General features: G+C 61.8%; 19 protein-coding genes. 15 read left to right on the forward strand and 4 right to left on the reverse strand.

All coding sequences use genetic code 11. The annotated features are described in order from the left end of the window. The first annotated feature begins 64 nt into the window (after positions 1–64). The 7 genes from torS to ribBA all read left to right on the forward strand — a co-directional run bounded on the left by torS (position 65) and on the right by ribBA (position 8,819). Positions 65–2,929, forward strand: a complete 2,865-nt coding sequence (torS, locus tag CUC44_RS17715; protein ID WP_100861193.1) for a TMAO reductase system sensor histidine kinase/response regulator TorS — start codon at positions 65–67, stop codon at positions 2,927–2,929. A 130-nt stretch (positions 2,930–3,059) separates the two neighbouring features. Then, the gene (glyA, locus tag CUC44_RS17720) at positions 3,060–4,313 is read left to right on the forward strand and encodes a serine hydroxymethyltransferase (RefSeq protein ID WP_100861194.1); all 1,254 of its coding nucleotides are present in this window, start codon (positions 3,060–3,062) and stop codon (positions 4,311–4,313) included. 122 nt (positions 4,314–4,435) lie between these two features. Continuing rightward, positions 4,436–4,849, forward strand: a complete 414-nt coding sequence (locus tag CUC44_RS17725) for a hypothetical protein (RefSeq protein WP_100861195.1) — start codon at positions 4,436–4,438, stop codon at positions 4,847–4,849. 160 nt (positions 4,850–5,009) lie between these two features. Then, positions 5,010–5,459 carry a transcriptional regulator NrdR gene (gene nrdR / locus CUC44_RS17730; protein ID WP_100861196.1) on the forward strand — a complete coding sequence of 150 codons (450 nt, stop codon included), beginning with the start codon at positions 5,010–5,012 and terminating at the stop codon, positions 5,457–5,459. Positions 5,460–5,518: 59 nt separating this feature from the next. Beyond that, a complete protein-coding gene (ribD, locus tag CUC44_RS17735) occupies positions 5,519–6,628 on the forward strand; it encodes a bifunctional diaminohydroxyphosphoribosylaminopyrimidine deaminase/5-amino-6-(5-phosphoribosylamino)uracil reductase RibD (protein WP_100861197.1) in 1,110 nt (369 codons plus the stop codon). Between the two features lie 138 nt (positions 6,629–6,766). After that, positions 6,767–7,420, forward strand: a complete 654-nt coding sequence (locus CUC44_RS17740; protein WP_100861198.1) for a riboflavin synthase — start codon at positions 6,767–6,769, stop codon at positions 7,418–7,420. 289 nt (positions 7,421–7,709) lie between these two features. Next, a complete protein-coding gene (ribBA, locus tag CUC44_RS17745) occupies positions 7,710–8,819 on the forward strand; it encodes a bifunctional 3,4-dihydroxy-2-butanone-4-phosphate synthase/GTP cyclohydrolase II (RefSeq protein WP_100861199.1) in 1,110 nt (369 codons plus the stop codon). Between the two features lie 112 nt (positions 8,820–8,931). On the opposite strand, the gene CUC44_RS17750 is transcribed toward ribBA, so the two are convergent. Next, a complete protein-coding gene (locus CUC44_RS17750) occupies positions 8,932–10,182 on the reverse strand; it encodes a S1 family peptidase (protein ID WP_100861200.1) in 1,251 nt (416 codons plus the stop codon). Between the two features lie 208 nt (positions 10,183–10,390). Here CUC44_RS17750 and ribH point away from each other — a divergent pair, with 208 nt between their 5' ends. From ribH to CUC44_RS17790, 8 genes are all read left to right on the forward strand, one after another. After that, on the forward strand, positions 10,391–10,861 hold the full coding sequence (gene ribH / locus CUC44_RS17755) for a 6,7-dimethyl-8-ribityllumazine synthase (protein WP_100861201.1): 471 nt from the start codon (positions 10,391–10,393) through the stop codon (positions 10,859–10,861). 14 nt (positions 10,862–10,875) lie between these two features. Continuing rightward, positions 10,876–11,289 carry a transcription antitermination factor NusB gene (gene nusB / locus CUC44_RS17760; protein WP_100861202.1) on the forward strand — a complete coding sequence of 138 codons (414 nt, stop codon included), beginning with the start codon at positions 10,876–10,878 and terminating at the stop codon, positions 11,287–11,289. Positions 11,290–11,489: 200 nt separating this feature from the next. Continuing rightward, complete coding sequence (thiL, locus tag CUC44_RS17765) at positions 11,490–12,449, forward strand: thiamine-phosphate kinase (RefSeq protein ID WP_100861203.1); 960 nt, start codon at positions 11,490–11,492, stop codon at positions 12,447–12,449. Beyond that, on the forward strand, positions 12,449–12,931 hold the full coding sequence (locus tag CUC44_RS17770) for a phosphatidylglycerophosphatase A family protein (protein ID WP_100861332.1): 483 nt from the start codon (positions 12,449–12,451) through the stop codon (positions 12,929–12,931). Before thiL ends, CUC44_RS17770 begins: the two co-directional genes overlap by 1 nt. A gap of 723 nt (positions 12,932–13,654) precedes the next feature. Then, positions 13,655–15,379, forward strand: a complete 1,725-nt coding sequence (locus CUC44_RS17775) for a dipeptide ABC transporter ATP-binding protein (RefSeq protein WP_100861204.1) — start codon at positions 13,655–13,657, stop codon at positions 15,377–15,379. A 71-nt stretch (positions 15,380–15,450) separates the two neighbouring features. Beyond that, a complete protein-coding gene (locus CUC44_RS17780) occupies positions 15,451–17,007 on the forward strand; it encodes an ABC transporter substrate-binding protein (protein ID WP_100861205.1) in 1,557 nt (518 codons plus the stop codon). A 96-nt stretch (positions 17,008–17,103) separates the two neighbouring features. Continuing rightward, on the forward strand, positions 17,104–18,078 hold the full coding sequence (locus CUC44_RS17785; RefSeq protein WP_100861206.1) for an ABC transporter permease: 975 nt from the start codon (positions 17,104–17,106) through the stop codon (positions 18,076–18,078). Positions 18,079–18,196: 118 nt separating this feature from the next. Beyond that, entirely contained in the window at positions 18,197–19,138 is a 942-nt protein-coding gene (locus CUC44_RS17790) for an ABC transporter permease (protein ID WP_100861207.1), read from the forward strand. A gap of 71 nt (positions 19,139–19,209) precedes the next feature. Here CUC44_RS17790 and dxs read toward each other — a convergent pair whose 3' ends face one another. The 3 genes from dxs to xseB are packed head-to-tail and all read right to left on the reverse strand — an operon-like array spanning position 19,210 to position 22,239. Further along, positions 19,210–21,075: a 1-deoxy-D-xylulose-5-phosphate synthase gene (gene dxs / locus CUC44_RS17795; RefSeq protein ID WP_100861208.1), complete on the reverse strand. Its 1,866-nt coding sequence runs from the start codon at positions 21,073–21,075 to the stop codon at positions 19,210–19,212. 21 nt (positions 21,076–21,096) lie between these two features. Next, the gene (gene ispA, locus CUC44_RS17800; protein WP_100861209.1) at positions 21,097–21,987 is read right to left on the reverse strand and encodes a (2E,6E)-farnesyl diphosphate synthase; all 891 of its coding nucleotides are present in this window, start codon (positions 21,985–21,987) and stop codon (positions 21,097–21,099) included. Then, complete coding sequence (xseB, locus tag CUC44_RS17805; protein ID WP_033131616.1) at positions 21,988–22,239, reverse strand: exodeoxyribonuclease VII small subunit; 252 nt, start codon at positions 22,237–22,239, stop codon at positions 21,988–21,990. Between the last annotated feature and the right edge of the window lie 85 nt (positions 22,240–22,324).

Consider the following 22,324-nt stretch of genomic DNA (forward strand, 5'->3'; position numbering starts at 1 on the left):
AGGGTTTTGTTAAAGTGTGGGGCCGTATTATCCGGACAAAGTCGATTACAACCAAGGATCCCCCGTGAGAATGTTTTCCGGCCTGGGCGGCAAGTTGCTGCTGGCCTTCTCCCTGATGGCGCTGCTGACCCTGAGTGCCTCCCTGCTGGGCTGGGTCGGGCTCACCCAGTTGCGCCAGCTGGAGCAGGGGGTACAAGCCACCCTGGCCAGTCAGGAGAGTGCCCGTACCCTGGCGCGCCTGAGCGGCGAGATCCAGAGCTCTTCCCGGCTGCTGGCCATGGCGAGCAGCGAGGTGGAGCGCGAGCATCAGGGACGCCTGCTGACCCTGCAGGGCCAGCAGATGCAAGGGGTGCTGGAGCAGCTGGGGACCGAAGGGGAGCTGGATAAGCTGCATCAGCTCAGCCAGACCATCATAGGCAACCTGGGCCAACAGGGCTGGCTGGTGGGGGAGCGGTTGACGCTCATGGCCGAGGGGAGCGCACTGCGTACCGAGCTGGTGGACGCCGCAGGCCAGGTGGCCGAGCTCGCACGCAGCCAAATGGAGAATGCCGAAACCGTGATGGTGGCGGGCATGGGCGATCTCTATCGACTGCAGGGCAAGCAGGCTGACGCGGCGCTGGATCGGCTGCTGGAGCAGGATCTCGACTGGCTGGAGCAGATGACGGAGCTGCGTCATCGCACCCTGATGCAGCAACAGCGCATCGAGGAAATCTGGCGAAGCGATCAGCCCCAGGCCCTGCAACAGCTGCAACAGGATGTGCGCAGGGAGCTGGCCATCTTGCGGCTGCGGGCGGGGGCGGTGACGGATCCCGGCCGTCGGGCGTCGGTGGAGCAGGCGCTGACCCTGCTCGAGCAGAGTGACAAACTGGTGCAACTGCGCAGCGACTGGCTCGGCAAGGGGGAGGCGCTGCGGGTGCTGGCCACGGCCAACGACGTCATGATGGCGAGCCTCAACCAGCAGGTGGGGGCCCTGGTCACAGATGCGCGCCATGCCCTGGGCCAGAGCCAGCGTGCCCTGCGCGAAAAATTGCAACTGGTGGAGCAGGCGCTGGTGCTGATCGGTCTGCTCACCCTGGGTCTCTTGATCCTGCTGATGTGGCGCATTGTCTATGGCCGCATCGTCTGGCCGCTGCAACACGCGGTGGCGGGGATGAGCCGGCTGGCGCGGGGAGATCTGACGCCGCAACCGACCCTGGCCCAGGGGCAGGACGAGCTGGCCAAGCTCGGCCGGGCCCTGCAGGTTTTTCGAGACAACGCCATCGAGCTTGGCCGCTATCAGCGGGAGCTGGAATCCCGGGTGGAGGAGCGCACCGGCCAGCTCAGCCATGCCAATGAGCGCCTCAACGAGGAGGTGGAGAAGCAGCGCCAGGCCCGCGCCGAGGCGGAGCAGGCCAACCGCGCCAAGTCGGTCTTCCTCGCCACCATGAGCCACGAGATCCGTACCCCCATGAACGGCATACTCGGTGGGCTCACCCTGCTGGAAGACACCCACCTCAATGGGGAGCAGCAGCGCTACCTGGCCGCCATCGGCCACAGTGGGGAGTCCCTGCTCGAGATCCTCAACGACATCCTCGACTACTCCAAGATAGAGGCGGGCCACGTGGAGGCGCGCCGCGAGCCCTTCCCGCTGCACCAGCTGGCGGATGAGCTCTGTGCCCTGTTCCGGCCAAGGGCCGAGGCCAAGGGACTGCACCTTGAGCTAGCCTACACGGCAAGCCTGCCCCCCGTGGTGGAAGGGGACATGGGCAAGCTGCGCCAGGTGCTCGCCAACCTGCTCGGCAACGCGGTCAAGTTTACCCGGGAGGGGGACATCACCCTCTGTGTGATGCCGCTGGCATGCGCCGGTCCCTGCGCCGAGCCCTGCATCGAGTTCGTGGTGCAGGATACCGGCCCCGGCATTCCGGGCGATGAGCAGCAGGCGGTGTTCGAGGCGTTCCGTCAGCGCAAGCGGGACATGGGCCATCAGGGGGGCACCGGGCTTGGGCTTGCCATCAGTCAGAAGCTGGTGAGCGCCATGGGCGGTGAGTTGCTGCTGCAAAGCCAGCCGGGGGAAGGTTGCCGTTTCAGTTTCAGTCTGCCCCTGCAGCGCTCGGCGGCCCTGCTGCCTGCTGAGCCACAAGCGTTCCAGCTCTGCCAGCCGAGGGAGATCCTGCTGGTGGAGGACAACGAGATCAACCGGCTGGTGGCGCAAGGCATGCTGGCGCGCCTAGGCCACGGCGTCACCCTGGCGGAGGACGGTCGCACCGCGCTGGCGCTGGTGACCGAGCGCGCATTCGATCTGGCGCTGCTCGACATCAATCTGCCGGACATGGACGGCATCAGTTTGCGCGAAGATCTCGCCGCCATCAGCGAGGAGGTGCATGGCCGGGCGCTGCCCGCCATCGCCGTCTCGGCCCAGATGTACCCCGAAGATATCCGCCACTGCCTGGCGGCGGGCTTTGCGGACTTTGTTGGCAAGCCGGTGCGGCTGGCGGCTCTCGCCGGCGCCATCGCTCACCAGTTCAAGGAAGCTCGCCAGTTCAAGGAAGAAAATGCCTTGCCCGTGCCAGCGGATCCGCAGACGAGGCCCACACAGCCCCCCGCGAGCAACGCCGTGCTAGAGGCGGATCTGCCCATGCTGGGGGCGGCGCGCATCGGTCAGCTTATCGATTTGTTCGAGTCACAAGGCCGCGAGCTGGTGGCCGCTTTGGCTGCGAGCGAACCGGGGGAGGCGCGCCGTCAGCTGGCCCACAAACTCAAGGGCAGCGCCCTGGCGCTGGGCCTTTCCGAGTTTGCGAAGCGCTGCGCCGAGCTGGAATACGCAGAGGGTTCACCGACGGCCCTGATGCCGGCCTTTGAGGGAGCTGTGACGGCCCTGATGCCGGCCTTTGAGGGAGCTGTGACGGACTTGCGTGCCTGGCTGGGGCGGAAAATGGCGATGACCACCTAAATTACTTTGTGTTTTGCAACATAGATTCAACATTTTTTTGGGTGGTTGGACTGTCTCTTTGATCCCGCTCACGTTACAATGCGCGGGCCCACTTCACCTATCGCGCAAACGATTTTCAGGAGATAAACGGATGTTGAAACGTGACATGACCATCGCCGGCTATGATCCCCAGCTGTGGCAGGCCATCACAGACGAAACCCGTCGTCAGGAAGAGCATATCGAGCTGATTGCGTCTGAGAACTACACCAGCCCCCGCGTCATGGAAGCCCAGGGCTCCCAGCTGACCAACAAGTACGCCGAAGGCTATCCGGCCAAGCGCTACTACGGTGGTTGCGAGTATGTGGACGTGGTTGAGACCCTGGCCATCGAGCGCGCCAAGGAACTGTTTGGTGCCACTTACGCCAACGTGCAGCCGCACTCCGGCTCCCAGGCCAACAGCGCCGTCTACATGGCCCTGCTGCAACCGGGCGATACCGTGCTCGGCATGAACCTGGCCCACGGTGGTCACCTGACCCACGGCTCCCCGGTCAACTTCTCCGGCAAGCTGTACAACATCATCCCCTACGGCATCGATGAGTCCGGCAAGATCGACTACGACGAGATGGAACGTCTGGCGGTCGAGCACAAGCCGAAGATGATGATCGGCGGCTTCTCCGCATACTCTGGCGTGGTCGACTGGGCCCGCATGCGCGAGATCGCCGACAAGATCGGTGCCTGGCTGTTCGTCGACATGGCCCACGTGGCCGGTCTGATTGCCGCTGGCGTCTACCCGAACCCGGTGCCCCACGCTCACGTGGTCACCTCCACCACCCACAAGACCCTGGCCGGCCCGCGCGGTGGTCTGATCCTCTCCGCTGCCGATGACGAAGAGCTGTACAAGAAGCTGAACTCTGCCGTCTTCCCGGGTGGCCAGGGCGGCCCGCTGATGCACGTCATTGCCGGCAAGGCCGTGGCCTTCAAGGAAGCGCTCGAGCCCGAGTTCAAAACCTACCAGGCTCAGGTCGTCAAGAACGCCAAGGCCATGGTCGAGGTGTTCTTGGCCCGCGGTTACAAGATCGTCTCCGGCGGTACCGACAACCACCTCATGCTGGTGGATCTGATCGGCCGTGAGCTGACCGGTAAAGAAGCCGATGCCGCCCTGGGCAAGGCCAACATTACCGTCAACAAGAACTCGGTACCGAACGATCCGCGTTCCCCCTTCGTCACCTCAGGTGTGCGTCTGGGTACCCCGGCCATCACTCGCCGCGGCTTCAAGGAAGCCGAGAGCAAGCAGCTGGCGGGCTGGATCTGCGACGTGCTGGACAACCACGACAACGACGAAGTGCTGGCTACCGTGCGCGAGAAAGTGCTGGATATCTGCCGTCGTCTGCCGGTTTATGCCTGATAAACCAGAATTTCTGGTATAAAACAATGCCACCCTCGGGTGGCATTGTTGTTTATAGGGCGGCGTCATGTGGGTGCCGTGCTCAGTCCGTCAAGCGAGGAGGCCCAGTGCCACATGAGACAATGCCCAGCGATGACGACCTTATCTCGTCCATCCGCGCCCAGTACCACTTTCGCCCAAGCCCCGACGGCCTGCTGGCCTGGGATGTGCGCAGGCTGATAAGGCTCGGCCGCGAGTTGCCGGTGCGCGCCGTACCGCTTGGTCAAATAGCCGAGCTCGACAAGGAACACTGGTACGGCCATGGCAGCGTGCGGCCCACGGTGCGCAGCATGGTCGAACACTGCCAGCTGATGCTGGCCGCCGATCTCGCCTATCCCATCATCCTCGACAGCGAGGGCCGGGTCATGGATGGCATGCACAGGGTCGGCAAGGCGCTGATGCAGGGGGCGACTCACATAGAGGCGGTGCAGTTCGAGCAGGATCCCGCGCCCGATTACGTGGATTGCGATCCCGATGCCTTGCCCTATGACGACTGATGGCGGCCGTTCTCGCCACAACCTCAATGCTACCCACGGGTAGCATTGTTTTTTCTGGGCTTTTACCGGTTTTGGGTGGCCGTGTTACACTGGCTGACCAAGCTCCTGCCCCTGGTGGCAGGTGACCCCTTAGATGTCATGAGTTTGCGCCGGAGGTCCGATGCATTGCCCGTTCTGTAGTGCCGTTGATACCAAGGTGATCGATTCCCGGCTGGTGGCGGAAGGCCATCAGGTGCGTCGGCGCCGCGAGTGCCTGCTCTGTCACGAGCGTTTCACCACCTTCGAGATGGCCGAGCTGGTGATGCCGCGCATCATCAAGTCCAACGGCTCCCGCGAGCCCTTCAATGAAGAGAAGCTGCGTGGCGGCATTTTGCGGGCGCTGGAGAAGCGGCCGGTGAGCATGGAAGCCATCGAGAAGGGGATCAATCACATCAAGTCCCGCCTGCGCGCCACCGGCGAGCGGGAGGTGGCCTCCCAGCTGCTTGGCAACCTGGTGATGGATGAGCTCAAGAGCCTCGACAAGGTGGCTTATATCCGTTTCGCCTCCGTCTATCGCAGCTTCGAGGACATCCGCGAATTCGGCGAAGAGATCGCCAAGCTGGAGAAATAAGCCAGCCACCCACGAATTGCGTTAGAACCCCTATTTTCTCGCGTTGAACGGGAGCCCAGATGTTTAGTCAAGACGATTATCAATGGATGAACCGGGCCCTCGAGCTGGCCCGCCGCGGCCGCTACACCACGGCCCCCAACCCCTGTGTCGGTGCCGTGCTGGTGAAAGCCGGCGTGGTGGTGGGGGAGGGTTGGCATCAGCGTGCCGGTGAACCCCATGCGGAAGTCTATGCCCTGCACGCCGCCGGCGAAGAGGCCCGTGGCGCCACCGCCTACGTGACCCTGGAGCCCTGCTCCCATCACGGCCGCACCCCCCCCTGCGCCGAGGCGCTGATCAAGGCCGGGGTGACCCGGGTGGTCGCCGCCATGGTGGATCCCAATCCCCAGGTGGGTGGGCGGGGCCTGCGCATGCTCTCCGAGGCGGGCATCAAGGCGGACTTCGGCCTGCTCAGCGCCGAGGCCGAGGCGCTTAATCCCGGCTTCTTCAAGCGGATGCGCACCGCCTTCCCCCAGGTGACGGTGAAACTCGGCGCGAGTCTCGATGGCCGCACCGCCATGGCGAGCGGCGAGAGCCAGTGGATCACCGGCCCCTTAGCGCGCGCCGACGTGCAGCGCCTGCGGGCCCGTCACGACGCCGTATTGTCTAGCGCCGAGACGGTACTGACCGATGGCGCCTCGCTCAACGTGCGCTGGGACGAGCTGCCTCCCTCGGTCAAGGCCGTTTATCCCAAGGAAGCCCTGCGCCAGCCCCTGCGGGTGGTCATCGACTCCCAAAACCGGCTGACCCCGGACTTGCCCCTGTTCAAGACCACGGGCCCAGTGTTGCTGGCGCGCCACAAGGTGGACGGGGACTGGCCCGAGTGGGTGCAGCAGCTGGAGCTGCCGCTCTTGGACGGCAAGCTGGATCTGGTCAGCCTGTTCATGTTGCTGGCCAAGCGCAACATCAACTCCGTGCTGGTGGAGGCGGGGCCGCGCCTGTGTGGCGCCCTGCTCGGCAAGGGCTTGGTGGACGAGCTGGTGCTCTATCAGGCGCCCAAGCTCTTGGGGGATGAGGGCCGCGGCCTGTTCCATCTGCCCGAGTTGACCCGCTTGTTCCAGGCGCCCAAGCTCAACCTCAAGGATGTGCGGCTGGTGGGGCAGGATATTCGCATCACGGCCAAGATCGTTTGATGAGCGGCTGTCCCTCTTGCAAGAGGGGTGGCCGCTGGAACCAAGCCACTGGCATTGAGGCTGGATGGCCTGACGTTCAGCGCTTACACATTTTCAGAGACGGGGCCGCCGGGCCCTGTCAGCAGCAAGGTGATCTGCATGTTTACCGGAATTATCGAAGCCATGGGTACCCTGGCCGCCCTGCGTCGGCAGGGGGAGGACATGGCCCTCACAGTGCACGCCCCGACCCTGGATTTCAGTGACGTCAAACTCGGCGACTCCATCGCCACCAACGGCGTCTGCCTGACCGTAGTGGCCCTCGGCGACAAGAGCTACACCGCCGACGTATCGCTCGAAACCCTGTCGCGTACCGGTTTCGCCGATGCCAAGGTGGGCGATCCCGTCAATCTGGAAAAAGCCCTGATGCCGACCTCGCGCCTCGGCGGCCACCTGGTCTCCGGCCACGTGGACGGTATAGGCGAGGTGAAGCGCAAGTCCGGCAGCGGCCGCGCCATCGAATACTGGATTGAAGCGCCGGCCGATCTCGCCCGCTACATCGCCGAGAAGGGCTCCATCGCGGTGGATGGCATCAGCCTCACGGTCAACGCCGTAGAGGGCACCCTGTTTCGCCTTACCATAGTGCCGCACACAGCCCAGGAGACCACCATAGCCCGCTGGAAGCCGGGCCATCGCGTGAATCTCGAGGTGGATCAGATAGCCCGCTATCTGGAGCGGCTGATGCAGGGTAAGGCGCAGGACAAAAGTACCTCGTCCCTGACCCTGGAGAAACTGGCGCAATCCGGCTTCTTGTAATGGTGGATTATTCTTAATTATGAAAATTTAATGGAATTAAATTTCGCTAAAAATTGATTTAATAGGGTGTTTTGCTGCCTATATGCGCCGATAGCCCCGCTAAGCGGCAATCTCGGCGGATCCCGGCCGCGGGGTCAGCCCACGAGTCTTGTAAAGTAGCGGGTAAAAACGGTTTTCTGTGATCCCGCGCAGCTTGAAATGGGGGCCTCTGCCCCCATCTAAGTCAGAATAACCCCGTATCAAGTCGAGCCCGCAGGCTCAATCCCGAAGCATGTTGATGGAGTAGCCCATGGCGCTGAGCACAACCCAGGAAATCATTGCCGATATCAAGGCTGGCAAGATGGTGATCCTGATGGATGACGAAGACAGGGAGAATGAAGGGGACCTCATCATGGCCGCCTCCTGTGTCCGCCCTGAGGACATCAACTTTATGGCCCGCTACGGCCGTGGCCTCATCTGCCTGACCCTGACCCGGGATCGCTGCAAACAGCTGGCGCTGCCGCTGATGGTGGATCGCAACAACGCCCAGTTCTCCACTGCCTTCACCGTGACCATAGAAGCGGCCGAAGGGGTGACCACCGGCATCTCCGCCGCCGATCGCGCCGTGACGGTGCAAGCCGCGGTGGCGCCGAACGCCAAGGCCGCCGATCTGGTGCAGCCCGGCCACATCTTCCCGCTGATGGCGCAGGATGGTGGTGTGCTGACCCGCGCCGGCCACACCGAGGCAGGCTGCGATCTGGCTCGGCTGGCGGGTTACGAGGCCGCCTCCGTCATCGTCGAGATCCTCAATGAGGACGGCAGCATGGCGCGCCGCCCGGATCTGGAAGTGTTCGCCGAGCAGCATGGCATCAAACTTGGCACCATTGCGGATCTTATCGAGTACCGCAACCAGCACGAGACCACGGTCGAGCAGGTGGCCGAGTGCAAACTGCCCACCGAGCACGGTGAGTTCGACCTCATCACCTTCCGCGATACCATCGACAACCAGGTGCATTTTGCCCTGAAGAAGGGTGACATCCAGGCCGACAAGCCGACCCTGGTGCGGGTGCATCTGCACGACGTGCTGAGCGATCTGCTGCAGACCGACCGCCACGCTGCCCGCAGCTGGCCGCTGGCAAAATCCATGGCGCGCATTGCGAAAGAGGGTGGTGTGCTGGTGATCCTGGGTGCAGAAGCCCAGGGCGACGAGCTGCTGGCCCGGGTCAAGGCGTTCGAAGCCGCCGACAAGGGGCTGGCGCCGGAAGGGGCCAAGTGGCAGGGTACCTCGCGCCGGGTCGGCGTGGGTTCCCAGATCCTGAAGACCCTGGGGGTCGGCAAGATGCGCCTGCTGAGCTCGCCCAAGAAATACCATGCCCTCGGCGGTTTCGGCCTGGAGGTGGTGGAATACGTCGGCGAGTAATCTCGCCCACGCCGTCGCTTCCCACCATGGGGTGGGGAGAGTGGTGTGCAATGAAATAAGGGATGACCTAGGTCATCCCTTATTGTTTGTTGCCTACTATTGAGCGCGTGTCTTAACGGCGACGGCGCAACCAGGCAAGGGGCAGCAGCAACAGGCTGACAAGGCCGATGGCACCACCGCCGCCACCGCCACTGGAGGTGGAAGTGGTGGTTGTCGTCGCTGTCGTTGTCGGGTTGCCGCCTGCCGCCGTCGTCCCCGTGGTGTTCGTCTGGGTGGGCTTGCCGGTCATGCTCATCAGAACAGCTTCAAGACGCTGACTCCCGCCCCGCTCGTCGATGGCGGTGAGTCTTACTCCCTGGAGACGCAGTGTGCCCACGGTGTCGTTGGCATCGGCGCGCAGACGCAGGGTGCAGTGCTGCCCCGCCTCCAGGCGGTTGGGGCAGCCGTTGAGCATGCCGGGAGCATCGCTATAAAGATTGCTCAGGGTCATGGCCTGAGTGGTGCGGTTGGCGAGTTGGTAGTCGGCCCAGCCACTGGTCCCCTGAGGCAGAACGAGGCCGCGGATGCTGGTCAGGGTGATCCCCTGTTGCTGGCTGGAAATCCAGCCCTTGAACGCCGGGGCGTAGACATAGCCGCCGGCGCTGCCGGTGGCGCAGGGGTAGGCGCCGTAACTGGTGACGCCGACCAGTTCTCCCCCCTGGGTTAACGGGCCGCCACTGTCACCCTTGCAGGTGTCCTGGCCGAGCAGGTTGCCGGCGAAGATGTGAGTGAGGGTCTGATCGCCATACCAGCGGTCCCGCTCCCCCTGATAGGCGAGATCCACCGCCAGCAGCTGCGAACTGCTCTTGGTCGCGGCAGGGTTGGTGCCACCGTAACCGAGGGCATTGAGCTGGGTGGTGCCCAACTGCCAGGTGTCCTTGGCCGTCAGATCGGCAATCCTGATGGGGGCGAGGGAGACGGGACTGGTCAGGTGCAGCAGGGCCACATCCGAGGAGGAAGGGGTCTTGTCGGGACTCCCCAGATTCTGCAGCAGGTTTTGATAGTACTCGGGGTGCATCAACACCTGATCTACTCTGCTGCGGATATGGGGACGGCTCAAGTCCGTCACGCCGATGGCTACCTCCATCGGGCCGGATTGGGCATCGGCGACGCAGTGGGCTGCGGTCAGTACCCACTGACTGTCGATCAGGGTGCCACCGCAGAAGTTGACCCAGGTGCCATCGACGACTTCACCGACCGCCGCCATCCAGCTGGGTGCTGCCGTGGCGTTGCCACCTATGATGCGTGGCATGCCGGTATCGGCCTGGGCGGCAAATGAGAGCAGGCATGCGAGCGCGACGCCGCTGCGTTTGAAATACAACATATTGAACTCCTTGATATTATTATTTTTACCCCGTGAAAGGCGCCCGTATTATTAGCAGGTCGGAGCAGTTAAGAAAAAAATTAATAAGGGCCTCATGACCGGAGTGGTGATGCCTGTTTTTGTCCCATTGCCTTTGTGTTAGAATGTGCGCACTTTTGGCCGCGGCCCCATTGATGGCCCCACTGATTGCACAGAGACAGGATTTCCAATGAAGATTATCGAAGGAAATATCGCCGCTCCCGAGGCGCGTGTAGCTATTGTCGTTGCCCGTTTCAACAGCTTCATCAATGACAGCCTGGTGAACGGCGCGCTGGACGTGCTCAAGCGTCAAGGCCAGATCCAGGACAGCAATCTGACCCTGGTACGCGTGCCGGGGGCCGTCGAAATCCCCCTGGCGGCCAAGAAGCTGGCCAAGAGTGGTCAATACGACGCCATAGTCGCCCTCGGTACCGTCATCCGTGGCGGCACCTACCACTTCGAACTGGTGGCGAGCGAGAACGGCAAGGGCCTGGCTCAGGTAATGATGGAATATGAAATTCCCGTTGCCTTTGGCGTGCTGACCACAGAAAACATCGAACAAGCCATCGAGCGCGCCGGTACCAAGGCGGGTAACAAGGGTGCAGAGGCTGCACTGAGCGCGCTCGAAATGATCAACGTCCTGAAACAACTGGACGTGTAACGAGGAGAAGTACATTGAAACCGTCCGAGCGCCGTAAAGCCCGTCATTGCGCCACCCAGGCCATCTACCAGTGGCAGATGACCAAGGCCAACGTGGGCGACATCGAAGAGCAGTTCAAGATAGATCAGGACACCAAGGGTGTGGACCTGAACTATTTCCGCGATCTGCTGTTCGGGGTAGCCCTCCACTGCAACGAGCTGGACAAGGTGTTTGCACCTTTCCTCTCCCGTCCGCTGGAAGAAGTGGACATGGTGGACAAGGCTATCTTGCGTCTGGCGACCTACGAGCTGACCCGTCGTGATGATGTGCCGCCGCGCGTGGTGATCAACGAAGCGATCGAGCTGGCCAAAGCCTTCGCCGCCGATGACAGCCACAAGTTTGTCAACGGCGTACTGGACAAGGTGATCAAGACGCTGCCGAAGCGTTGATCCCGCCGTCCATCAGCATTCAGCGCTGATTTACGATCTGTCGCGAGAGGTCGTCAGCAAGGTGAAGAGCAGCACAGGAACCGGAGCGTATAAACATACGTGAGGATGACGAGCAGCACATGAGCCTTGATCACGAGTTCGCAGCAAGACCGTGAACAGCGTCTAAGAGAGGAGCCAGCTTATTGCTGGCTTTTTACTGTATGGGTGAATTTGAGCTGATTGAGAAGTACTTCAAGGTCCCCCACGCCCGCAAGGACGTGGTGATGGGCCCTGGAGATGATTGCGCCCTGCTGACCCTGCCGGCGGATACCCAGCTGGCGGTGAGCACGGATACGCTGGTGAGCGGCGTGCACTTTTTCCCCGACATGGATCCGGTGGATCTCGGCTACAAGGCGCTGGCGGTCAACCTGTCCGACCTCGCCGCCATGGGCGCCGAGCCGCGCTGGGTCTCTATGGCCCTGACCCTGCCCGCCATCAATGAGGCCTGGGTCGCCGGCTTCGCCGAGGGCTTCCTCGAACTCGCCGAATACTACAACGTGGCCCTGGTGGGCGGTGACATGACCCGGGGTCCGCTCTCCATCACCGTCTCGGTGAAGGGATCCGTGCCCGCCGGCCGCGCCCTGCTGCGCAGCGGCGCCAAGGCGGGGGATGGCATCTATGTGACCGGCACCCTGGGAGATGCGGCGTTGGCGCTCTCTCACCTGCTCGGCAAGCGCGTGCTGAATGAAAACCAGCTGGCCGCTGTGTTGCCGCGACTCGACCATCCCCATCCCCGCATCCTGGCGGGTCAGGCTCTGCGCGGGTTGGCTAACAGTGCGCTGGATCTCTCCGACGGCCTGGCCTCGGATCTCGGCCACATCCTCAAGGCCTCTGGCGTGCGGGCACAGATCGATCTCAACCTGCTGCCCCTCTCGCCGGTGCTGCAGGACGCGGTCCCCGCCGAGGCGGCCTGGCAGCTGGCACTGGCGGGGGGCGATGACTACGAGCTCTGCTTTACTGTGCCCCAGGAGCATCACGGTGCCCTGGACACGGCGCTCGCCAATTGCGGCGTCAAGTTCACCCGCATCGGCCGCATCCTGGCCGGGGAGCCCGGCATCGATTATGTGCGGGACGAGCAGCCCGTGATGCTTGAACTCAAGGGATGGGATCACTTCGCATGATGATCAAACCCGAGCTGAAACGGCTGAACCTGAAGAACCCGCGCCACCTGCTGGCGGTGGGCTTTGGTGCCGGCCTTTCTCCCAAGGCGCCGGGCACCATGGGCACCATAGTCGCCATTCCGCTCTATCTGCTGGTGAGCGGCCTCTCGACCCCCTGGTTTATCGCCCTGCTGGCGCTGGGTTTCCTGGTGGGGATCTGGCTCTGCCAGGGGGCGACCGATGCCATCGGCATGCCGGATCACGGCGCCATCGTCTGGGACGAGGTGATCGGCTTTGGGGTCACCATGATAGCGGCCCCCGCCGGCTGGGAGTGGGTGCTGGCTGGCTTTGTGCTGTTCCGGCTGTTCGACGTGCTCAAGCCCTGGCCCATCTCCTGGTTCGATCGCCGCATTCACGGCGGCCTCGGCATCATGCTGGACGATCTCATCGCCGGCCTGTTCGCCCTGATCTGCATGCAGTTGCTGGCAGGCTGGCTGAGCTGATGTGCCTTGAGGCGACTCGGCCCGGTGACAGGATGACCCGATAGCCGCTCTGTTGGTCCAGTCTGCATATCAGTGCCGGCTTTTTGGGCCGGCTGCATCGGCTCTTCTGAGCCAACCCCTTGATGCCATCACGCCCTCGCGATTGAACCCAGGCCCGACTCGTCGGGCCTGGGTCGTTTTGTATGCAATCAGACCCCCTCTATGCCCGGTTCCCCTCCAGGGGTACCGGTAGAAGATGCTGATTTTTCCCTATTTATCTCTGCTTAGTTTTCCTTCATCCAGATATGCTGCCGTTAAAAAATCATTTCACATAAATATTCACTACTCATTCGAAGCTGGGTATGCTGGATTCAATAGTTGATATGTTTGCTTGTTGCATCATTGTTGAAATTTAAATTAGGTAATCGCTCGCATTGCCAGCACAACATCTGATAATGTGATTTTTATCGACATTTTACGCCGGTGATGAGTGCGTTATCTGCGCAAAGTATTGCGAAATTGTATAACTGGATCATTTACACCCGCGGGCAAACCGACTAACTTACTCGCGGGTTATTCCAAAAAAATGCAAAAAACCCGCCCGGATCGCTGGTTTGACTGCCTCATGGATTGAGCGTTTCTTGCACAGACAAACACTCAAGCACAAGCACCAAGGCACCACCAGTATCTGCGGCTGATTTACGGACGAATTATTTGGGACGGATGTCCCCCGCAGAGGTAACCATGTCCTTGCTCGAAGTGAAAAACTTGCGGATCGAGTACCCCTCCCGCTATGGGGTGCTGGCCGCGGTGAAGGATCTCTCTTTTTCTGTGGAAAAGGGGGAGATAGTCGGTGTGGTCGGCGAATCAGGTGCCGGCAAATCCACCATAGGCAATGCCGTCATCGATCTGTTGAGCCCGCCCGGTCGCATCGCCCGTGGCGATATCTACCTCAATGGTGAACTCATCTCCGGCAAGAGCCAGAACGAGATGCGGGCCATTCGTGGTTCCCGTATCGGCTTCATCTTCCAGGATCCCATGACCTCCCTCAACCCGCTGTTCACCGTTGAGCAGCAGTTGGTGGAGACCATACTGGCCAATACCGATCTCAACCGTGAGGCGGCCTTTGCCAAGGCGCTCGAGCTGATGGGTGCGGTCGGGATCCCCCAGCCGGAAGTGCGGATCAAGCAGTACCCCCATCAATTCTCCGGTGGCATGCGCCAGCGGGTGGTTATCGCCATCGCCCTGTCCGGGGATCCCGAGCTCATCATCGCCGATGAGCCGACCACGGCGCTGGACGTCTCCATTCAGGATCAGATCCTGCAGCTCATCCGCAACCTGTGCAAAGAGCGCCAGGTCGGTTGCATGCTGGTGACCCACGACATGGGCGTGGTCTCCAACGTTACCGACAAGGTGGCGGTCATGTACCGCGGGGATCTGGTGGAGTTCGGCACCACAGAGCAGGTGCTGGGTCACCCGAATCACCCTTATACCCGCAGCCTCATCTCTGCGGTGCCGCGCTCCGATGTGAAGCTGGTGCGCTTCCCCCTGGTCTCCTATATCGAGGATGCCGGCGCGCCGGATCTCAGCATCGATCTCAAGACCCACTGGCTCGGCCAGAGTCAGGACGAGCGCGCCTACGAGGGCGCCCTGCTGCGGGTGGAGAACGTGGACTTGCGGTTCGTCACCAAGGATTCCCTGTTCCCGAGCCGCCGCCAGTACGTGCGTGCCTGCAACAACATCAGCTTCGAGATCTTCGAGGGTGAGACCTTCGGCCTGGTGGGGGAGTCGGGCTCCGGCAAATCCACCATAGCCCGCGCCATCACAGGCCTCTATCCGCCCGATAGCGGCAAGATCGTGTTCGAGGGGATCGATCTGACCGCCCTCAAGGGTGAGCATGCCCGTCGCCCCCTGCGTCGCCAGATGCAGATGGTGTTCCAGAACCCGTACTCCTCGATGAATCCGCGCATGAAGGTGCGTGACATCATCTCGGAGCCGATCCGCTTCCATAAGCTGGCACAGAGCGAGAGCCAGATCGAGGGCATCGTCAGCGACCTGCTGGATCACGTGGGTCTCGGTCGCGGCGCCGGGGTCAAGTACCCCCACGAGTTCTCCGGCGGTCAGCGCCAGCGCATCTCCATCGCCCGCGCCCTGGCGACCCGGCCCCGTTTCCTCATCTGTGACGAGCCCACCTCGGCACTGGATGTGTCGGTGCAGGCCCAGATCCTCAACCTGCTCAAGGATCTGCAGCAGGAGCTTGGGCTCACCATGCTGTTTATCAGCCATGACCTGCCGGTTATCCGTCAGATGTGCGACCGTATCGGCGTTATGCAGCACGGTCATCTGGTAGAAGTGGCAGAAACAGAGAAACTGTTTACCAATGCCGAACATGAGTACAGCCGCAAGCTGATCTCCCTCATGCCGGAATTTAAGGGAATGTCCCGCGAGGGGCTGGAAATCGCAAGCTAGGAAAGCGCCGGCTCGCCGGTCTGTTTGTCGATAAAAAGTGTCAATAAAAAGCCAAAAGCATGGAGAAAGACATGAAGAAAGGATTATCCAAGATTGCCATGGCGCTGTTCGCCGCTGGTCTCGCGTTCAACGTCTCTGCCGCCGACATCAAGGTGGCCGTCGCCTCCGACGCTACCTCGCTGGATCCGCAGGAGCAGCTCTCCGGTCAGACCCTGGAAATGTCTCACCTGGTGTTCGATCCGCTGATGCGTTACACCCAGGATCTGCAGTTCGAGCCGCGTCTGGCCGAGAAATATGAGCGCATCGACGACAAGACTGTGCGTTTCCACCTGCGCAAGGGCGTCAAGTTCCACTCCGGCAACGACTTCACCGCCGATGACGTGGTATGGACCGTCAACCGTCTGAAAGCCTCCCCGGACTTCAAGGCTATCTTCGACCCGATCGCCGAAGTGAAGAAGGTTGATGACCTGACCGTGGATCTGATCACCGCCAAGCCGTTCCCGCTGGTGCTGCAGACCGTCACCTACATCTTCCCGATGGACTCCAAGTTCTACACCGGCAAGGATGAAGCGGGCAAAGACAAGGCCGCTATCGTGAAGAACGGCGACTCCTACGCCTCCACCCACGTCTCCGGTACCGGCCCGTTCAGCGTCAAGTTCCGTGAGCAGGGCGTGAAGCTGGAATACACCCGTAACGCCAACTACTGGGACAAGGCCTCCAAGGGCAACGTCCAGAACCTGACCGTAGTACCGATCAAGGAAGATGCGACCCGCGTAGCCGCCCTGCTGGGTGGTGACGTTGACATGATCTACCCGGTTGCCCCGAACGATCTGGAGCGCGTGAAGAACGGCAAGGATTCCCAGCTGGTCACCCTGTCCGGTACCCGTGCCATCATCATCGAGCTGAACCAGAACACCAACCCGGCGCTCAAAGACAAGCGTGTGCGTCAGGCGATCAACCTGGCCATCAACGAAGTGGGCATCGTCGACAAGATCAACAAAGGCTTCGGCACCCCGGCCGGCCAGCTGAGCCCGAAAGGCTATGCCGGTCACAACGAGGCGCTCAAGCCCCAGTATGACCTGGCCAAGGCCAAGGAGCTGATGAAGGAAGCTGGTTACGAGAAGGGCTTCAAGATGAGCTTCATCTCCCCGGCTGCCCGCTACGTCAACGACGTCAAGATCGCCCAGGCTGTCTCCGCCATGCTGTCCAAGATCAACATCAAGGTGGATCTGAAGACCATGCCGGTGGCCCAGTACTGGCCCGAGTTTGACAAGTGCGCCGCCGACATGCAGCTGATCGGCTGGCACGCGGACACCGAAGATACTGCGAACTTCTTCGAGTTCCTGACCTTCACCAAGGATGCCAAGACCGGTATGGGTCAGTACAACTGCGGCGGTTATGCCAACGCAGAAGCTGACAAGCTGGTGATGGAAGCGAACACCGAGACCGACCCGGCCAAGCGTGCCGCCATCCTGCAGAAGGTGGAAGCCATGCTGATCGACGACGCTGCCTATGTGCCGTTGCACTGGGAAGACCTGGCCTATGGCGCCAAGAAGAACGTCGACATCAAGCCTATCGTCAACGTGATGAACTTCCCTTACCTGGGTGACCTGGTGGTCAACAAGTAAGAGAGTCTCAAGGAAGGACCTGGCGGGGGCAGCCTGTGGCGCCCCCGCCATTAACAGAAGCCTGTGCCACGACACAGGCCACGTAGAAGGACAAGCATGTTTACATTCCTGCTGAAACGGTTCTATCAGGCCGTGATAGTGATGTTCGTCATCAGCCTGGTCGCCTTCTCCATCCAGGACAACCTGGGGGATCCGCTGCGCGAGCTGGTGGGACAATCCGTCTCCGAGTCCGTGCGCCAGGAGCTGCGCGACAAGATGGGCCTCAACGATCCCTTTTTGGTGAAATACAGCCGCTTCTTGCAGAACGCGGTGCACGGGGATCTGGGCACTTCCTACTTCTTCAAGCGACCGGCCCTTGAGGTTATCCTCGACAAGCTGGTGGCTACCCTTGAACTGGTGTTTGCCGCTGCGATCATCATCGTCGTCGTCTCCATTCCGCTGGGGGTTTACTCGGCGATACGACCGCGTAGCGTCTTGACCAAACTCATCATGGCGGTGAGCAGCATCGGCATCTCGATCCCGGTCTTTCTGACCGCCATCATGCTGATGTATCTGTTCTCCATCCAGCTGGGCTGGCTGCCGGCCTATGGCCGTGGCGAGACCTATAACCTGCTGGGCTGGGAGTCGGGCTTCTTTACCTGGGATGGCATCAAGCACCTGATCCTGCCCGCGGTATCGCTCTCCTCCATCATGCTTCCGCTGTTCATCCGGCTGGTGCGCTCCGAGATGCTGGAGCAGCTCTCCTCCGAGTACGTCAAGTTTGCCCGCGCCAAGGGGCTGGACAACAACAAGGTCTACTACCAGCACGCACTCAAGAACACCATGCTGCCGGTCATCACGGTCGGTGGCGTGCAGATCGGCACCATGGTGGCTTACACCATCTTGACCGAGAGCGTGTTCCAGTGGCCGGGTACCGGCTTCCTGTTCCTCGAGGCGATCCACCGGGTCGATACCCCGCTCATCACCGCCTACGTCATCTTCGTTGGCCTGATCTTCGTGGTGACCAATACCCTGGTCGACCTGCTCTACGGGTTCATCAACCCGACCGTTAACTTGACCGCCAAGGGGTAAGCATGAGTAACGCCGTGACTGCGAGCCCAAGTTGTCGTTTGGTTCGTTGCAAGAACGCCGAAATCGTCTCTTGCGGGTCATCAACCCGACTATTCACCCAAACAGCCAAGGGGTAAGCATGAGTAACGCTGTAACTGCAAGCCCAAGCCGTTGGGCCCGTATCAAGAACTCTGACATCGTCTACTACTTCCTGCGGGACAAGGTAGCCATGTTCAGCTTCGCCGTGTTCGTGGTGTTCGTGCTGGCCGCGCTGTTGGCGCCCTGGTTGGCACCGCACAACGTCTACGACTTGACCAGCTTCGATCTGATGGATGCCGAGCTGCCACCGTCCTGGCTGGAGGGGGGCGAGGAGCGCTTCTGGCTCGGTACCGACAACCAGGGCCGGGACATCTGGAGCACCATCCTGTATGGCGCCCGCATCTCCCTGACCATAGGGCTGTTCGCGGTGGCGCTGCAACTGGTGCTCGGCATCGTCATCGGGCTGATTGCCGGTTACTTCGGTGGCCGCATCGACAACCTGCTGATGCGCTTCGCCGACGTGCAGCTCTCTTTCTCCACCATGATGGTGGCCATCATCATCTCCGCCATCTTCCAGGCAACGTTCGGCTCCGAGTTCTACTCGAAGTTCGCCATCCTGATGCTGGTGGTGATCATCGGTATCGCCGAGTGGCCCCAGTATGCCCGGACCGTGCGTGCCTCCGTGCTGGCGGAGAAGAAGAAGGAGTATGTGGAAGCGGCTCAGGTGATGGGGTTCCGTGCCCCGCGCATCATGTTCCGCCACATCTTGCCAAACTGCCTGTCACCCATCCTGGTCATCTCCACCGTGCAGGTGGCGAACGCCATCATGAGTGAGGCGGCGCTCTCCTTCCTCGGCCTCGGCATGCCGGTGGATCAGCCGTCCCTGGGTTCCCTCATCAGCGTGGGCTTCAACTACATCTTCTCCGGCTCCTGGTGGATCACCGCCTTCCCGGGGATCTGCCTGGTGGTGCTGGTGCTGGTGATCAACCTGCTCGGCGACTGGCTGCGGGATGTGTTCAACCCCAAGATCTACAAAGGCTAAGGCCCGAGTCGATCACTTAAGCAATAAAAAAGGGCGCCATAATGGCGCCCTTTCTCTTTATCGGATGACTGTCAGGCTTGCTGCCAAGCCTGGATGCTGGCGAGTATGCCAGCGCCATCGAGCCCCAGCAGGGCGTAGATCTCGTCCTGGGTACCCTGCTCGATAAAGCGGTCGGGCAGGCCGAGGTTCAGCACCGGCTTGCACTGCTTGCTGCGCATCAGCAGCTCGTTCACCGCGGAGCCGGCGCCGCCCATGATGGCGTTGTCCTCTAGGGTGACGAACTGGTCATGAGTGGCTGCAAGGGAGTGCACCAGCGCCTCGTCCATGGGTTTGACGAAGCACATGTCCACCAGGGTGGCATCCAGAGCCTCGGCTGCGGCCTTGGCCTGGTGCAGCAGGGTGCCGAACGCCAGTATGGCAATGCCCTTGCCCTCACGCACTATGCGTCCCTTGCCGAGCGTCAGCGCAGTCATCTCGCTCTGGACCTCGATACCGCAGCCGCTACCGCGGGGGTAGCGAACCGCCGCAGGCCCGTTGTGCTGGTAGCCGGTGTAGAGCATCTGGCGACACTCGTTCTCATCGGACGGCGTCATCACCACCATGTTCGGCACGGTACGCAGGAAGCTGATGTCGAACGCCCCCTGATGGGTCGGGCCATCGGCCCCCACCAGACCGGCCCGGTCGATGGCAAACAGCACCGGCAGCCCTTGCAGCGCCACGTCGTGGATCAGCTGATCGTAGGCGCGCTGCAGGAAGCTGGAATAGATGGCGACCACGGGTTTTCGATCCGCGATGGCGAGGCCGGCTGCGAAGGTCACCGCATGCTGCTCGGCGATGGCCACGTCGAAGTAGCGATCCGGGTACTGCTGACTGAACTTGACCAGGCCCGAGCCCTCTCGCATGGCGGGGGTGATGCCGACCAGCTTCTCATCTTTCGCCGCCATGTCGCACAGCCACTGGCCGAAGATGGCGGAGAAGGTGGGCTTGCCACCGGCGCTCTTGGGCAGGGTGCAGTCGTCCGGGTTGAACTTGGGCACGGCGTGATAACCGATGGGATCCTTCTCGGCGGGCTCGTAGCCCTTGCCCTTCTTGGTCTTGACGTGCAGCAGCTGGGGACCCTTGAGGTTGCGCATATTGCGCAGTGTCTCGACCAGGGCATGGATGTCATGGCCGTCGATGGGACCTATGTAGTTGAAGCCGAACTCCTCGAACAGGGTGCCAGGCACCACCATGCCCTTGAGGTGCTCTTCCGCCCGCTTGGCCAGCTCCTTGACCGGGGGCAGGCCCGCCAGCACCTTCTTGCCGCCTTCGCGGATGGTGGTGTAGAGCTTGCCGGACATCAGCCGGGCCAAATGGTTGTTCAGGGCGCCGACATTCTCGGAGATGGACATCTCGTTGTCATTGAGCACCACCAACATGTCCTTGTGGACATCACCGGCGTGATTGAGGGCCTCGAAGGCCATGCCCGCGGTGATGGCGCCATCGCCGATGACGGCAACGACCTTGCGCCCCAGTCCTTCGCTCTCGGCGGCGACCGCCATGCCGAGCGCCGCCCCGATGGAGGTGCTGGAGTGGCCGACGGAGAGGACGTCATATTCGCTCTCGTCACGCCAGGGGAAGGGGTGCAGGCCATCTTTCTGGCGGATGGTGTGAATGCGCTCGCGCCGTCCGGTCAGGATCTTGTGGGGATAGGCCTGATGGCCCACGTCCCACACCAGCCGATCGAACGGGGTGTTGTAGACATAGTGCAGGGCGACCGTCAGCTCGACGGTGCCAAGGCCCGAGGCGAAGTGACCGCTGGAGCGGCTCACCGAGCGCAGCAGGTACTCGCGCAGCTCGTTGCACAGCACGGGCAGGCGCTCTTTGGGCAGGGATCGCAACTCGACCGGCGTGTCCGCGAGGGCCAGGTTGGGGAAATCGCTTATATCAACGCTCATATTGTTACTGTTATCCAGCGTTTAGTGGGTTCGCTCGATGATGTAATCGGCAAACGCTTCCAGAATGTCGGTATTGTAGGGCAAGGATTGCAGTGCTGTTAAGGCCTTGTCATGCAGTTCGCGAGCCAGCTCACGGGCATTGTCGAGGCCGAGCAGGGCCGGATAGGTGCTCTTTTCCAGCGCCAGATCCGAGCCTTGTGGCTTGCCGAGGGTCTCGGTATCGCCTGTGATGTCTAGGATGTCATCCTGCACCTGGAAGGCGAGGCCGATGGCGGCGGCGTAGGTTTGCAGGGCGGCCAGGGTGTCTGCCTCCACATCCGCCTTGCACAGGGCGCCCAGGGTGACGGCGCACTCGATGAGGGCCCCGGTCTTGTGGCGATGGACCTGTTCCAGCTCGGCGAGGCTGATTTGGCGGCTCTCGGCCTCCAGATCCAGAGCCTGACCGCCGCACATGCCAAGGTAGCCCGAGGCGCGGGCCAGGGTGCTCAGCATCTTCACCCGGTTTGCCATTAACTCCGGGGGGAGGGGATGGTCGGCCAGGATCGAGAAGGCCAGGGTCTGCAGGGCATCGCCAGCCAGGATGGCGGTGCCTTCATCGAACGCCTTGTGGACGGTCGGTTGACCGCGACGCAGGTCGTCGTTGTCCATGGCGGGCAGATCGTCGTGCAGCAGGGAGTAGGCGTGAATGCACTCCACCGCGGCCGCCGGCCCGTCAAGCCGTTCGCTTGGTACCCCCAGCATCTCGCCGACGGCGTAGACCAGGAAGGGGCGAACCCGTTTACCGCCGAGCAGCAGCCCGTATTTCATGGCGTCCCGCAGGCGGGGCGCCATGGCGGGCAGGGCCTCAAGCTGCGCCGAGAGACAGTCGTCGATGCGGCGTCGATGTAGGCGGGAGAAATCGTCCAGGGTCACTCACTCCTCTCCTTGCTCTGGCCGAAAGGGCACAGCTTGTTCGCTGCCATCGGCCTGGGTCAACAGGATCTGGATCTTCTGTTCGGCCTGCTCCAGCTTCTGCTGGCCGGCGCGAACCAGATGGATACCCTGTTCAAACTGTTTGAGTGCCTCCTCGAGGGGGAGCGAGCCCTGTTCAAGCTGATGCACTATGGTTTCCAGCTCTTCCAACGTGGCATCAAAACTCAGACGGTCGATTTTTTTACTGGCCATGTCCATCCTCGGGGATTGAAAAAAACGGCTCATCTTAACATCGACCGGCCACAGGGGGGAGGCAGAAAAGCGCACGGTGCTCAAA

The sequence above is a fragment of the Aeromonas lusitana genome (assembly GCF_002812985.1).
GTDB lineage: Bacteria > Pseudomonadota > Gammaproteobacteria > Enterobacterales > Aeromonadaceae > Aeromonas > Aeromonas lusitana.

What these genes read in the sequence shown, in the direction of transcription:
- glyA (WP_100861194.1), top strand. Translation starts at nt 3,060, where the DNA reads ATGTTGAAACGTGACATGACCATCGCCGGCTATGATCCCCAGCTGTGG.
- CUC44_RS17725 (WP_100861195.1), top strand. Translation starts at nt 4,436, where the DNA reads ATGCCCAGCGATGACGACCTTATCTCGTCCATCCGCGCCCAGTACCAC.
- nrdR (WP_100861196.1), top strand. Translation starts at nt 5,010, where the DNA reads ATGCATTGCCCGTTCTGTAGTGCCGTTGATACCAAGGTGATCGATTCC.
- ribD (WP_100861197.1), top strand. Translation starts at nt 5,519, where the DNA reads ATGTTTAGTCAAGACGATTATCAATGGATGAACCGGGCCCTCGAGCTG.
- CUC44_RS17740 (WP_100861198.1), top strand. Translation starts at nt 6,767, where the DNA reads ATGTTTACCGGAATTATCGAAGCCATGGGTACCCTGGCCGCCCTGCGT.
- ribBA (WP_100861199.1), top strand. Translation starts at nt 7,710, where the DNA reads ATGGCGCTGAGCACAACCCAGGAAATCATTGCCGATATCAAGGCTGGC.
- CUC44_RS17750 (WP_100861200.1), bottom strand. Translation starts at nt 10,182, where the DNA reads ATGTTGTATTTCAAACGCAGCGGCGTCGCGCTCGCATGCCTGCTCTCA.
- ribH (WP_100861201.1), top strand. Translation starts at nt 10,391, where the DNA reads ATGAAGATTATCGAAGGAAATATCGCCGCTCCCGAGGCGCGTGTAGCT.
- thiL (WP_100861203.1), top strand. Translation starts at nt 11,490, where the DNA reads ATGGGTGAATTTGAGCTGATTGAGAAGTACTTCAAGGTCCCCCACGCC.
- CUC44_RS17770 (WP_100861332.1), top strand. Translation starts at nt 12,449, where the DNA reads ATGATCAAACCCGAGCTGAAACGGCTGAACCTGAAGAACCCGCGCCAC.
- CUC44_RS17775 (WP_100861204.1), top strand. Translation starts at nt 13,655, where the DNA reads ATGTCCTTGCTCGAAGTGAAAAACTTGCGGATCGAGTACCCCTCCCGC.
- CUC44_RS17780 (WP_100861205.1), top strand. Translation starts at nt 15,451, where the DNA reads ATGAAGAAAGGATTATCCAAGATTGCCATGGCGCTGTTCGCCGCTGGT.
- CUC44_RS17785 (WP_100861206.1), top strand. Translation starts at nt 17,104, where the DNA reads ATGTTTACATTCCTGCTGAAACGGTTCTATCAGGCCGTGATAGTGATG.
- CUC44_RS17790 (WP_100861207.1), top strand. Translation starts at nt 18,197, where the DNA reads ATGAGTAACGCTGTAACTGCAAGCCCAAGCCGTTGGGCCCGTATCAAG.
- dxs (WP_100861208.1), bottom strand. Translation starts at nt 21,075, where the DNA reads ATGAGCGTTGATATAAGCGATTTCCCCAACCTGGCCCTCGCGGACACG.
- xseB (WP_033131616.1), bottom strand. Translation starts at nt 22,239, where the DNA reads ATGGCCAGTAAAAAAATCGACCGTCTGAGTTTTGATGCCACGTTGGAA.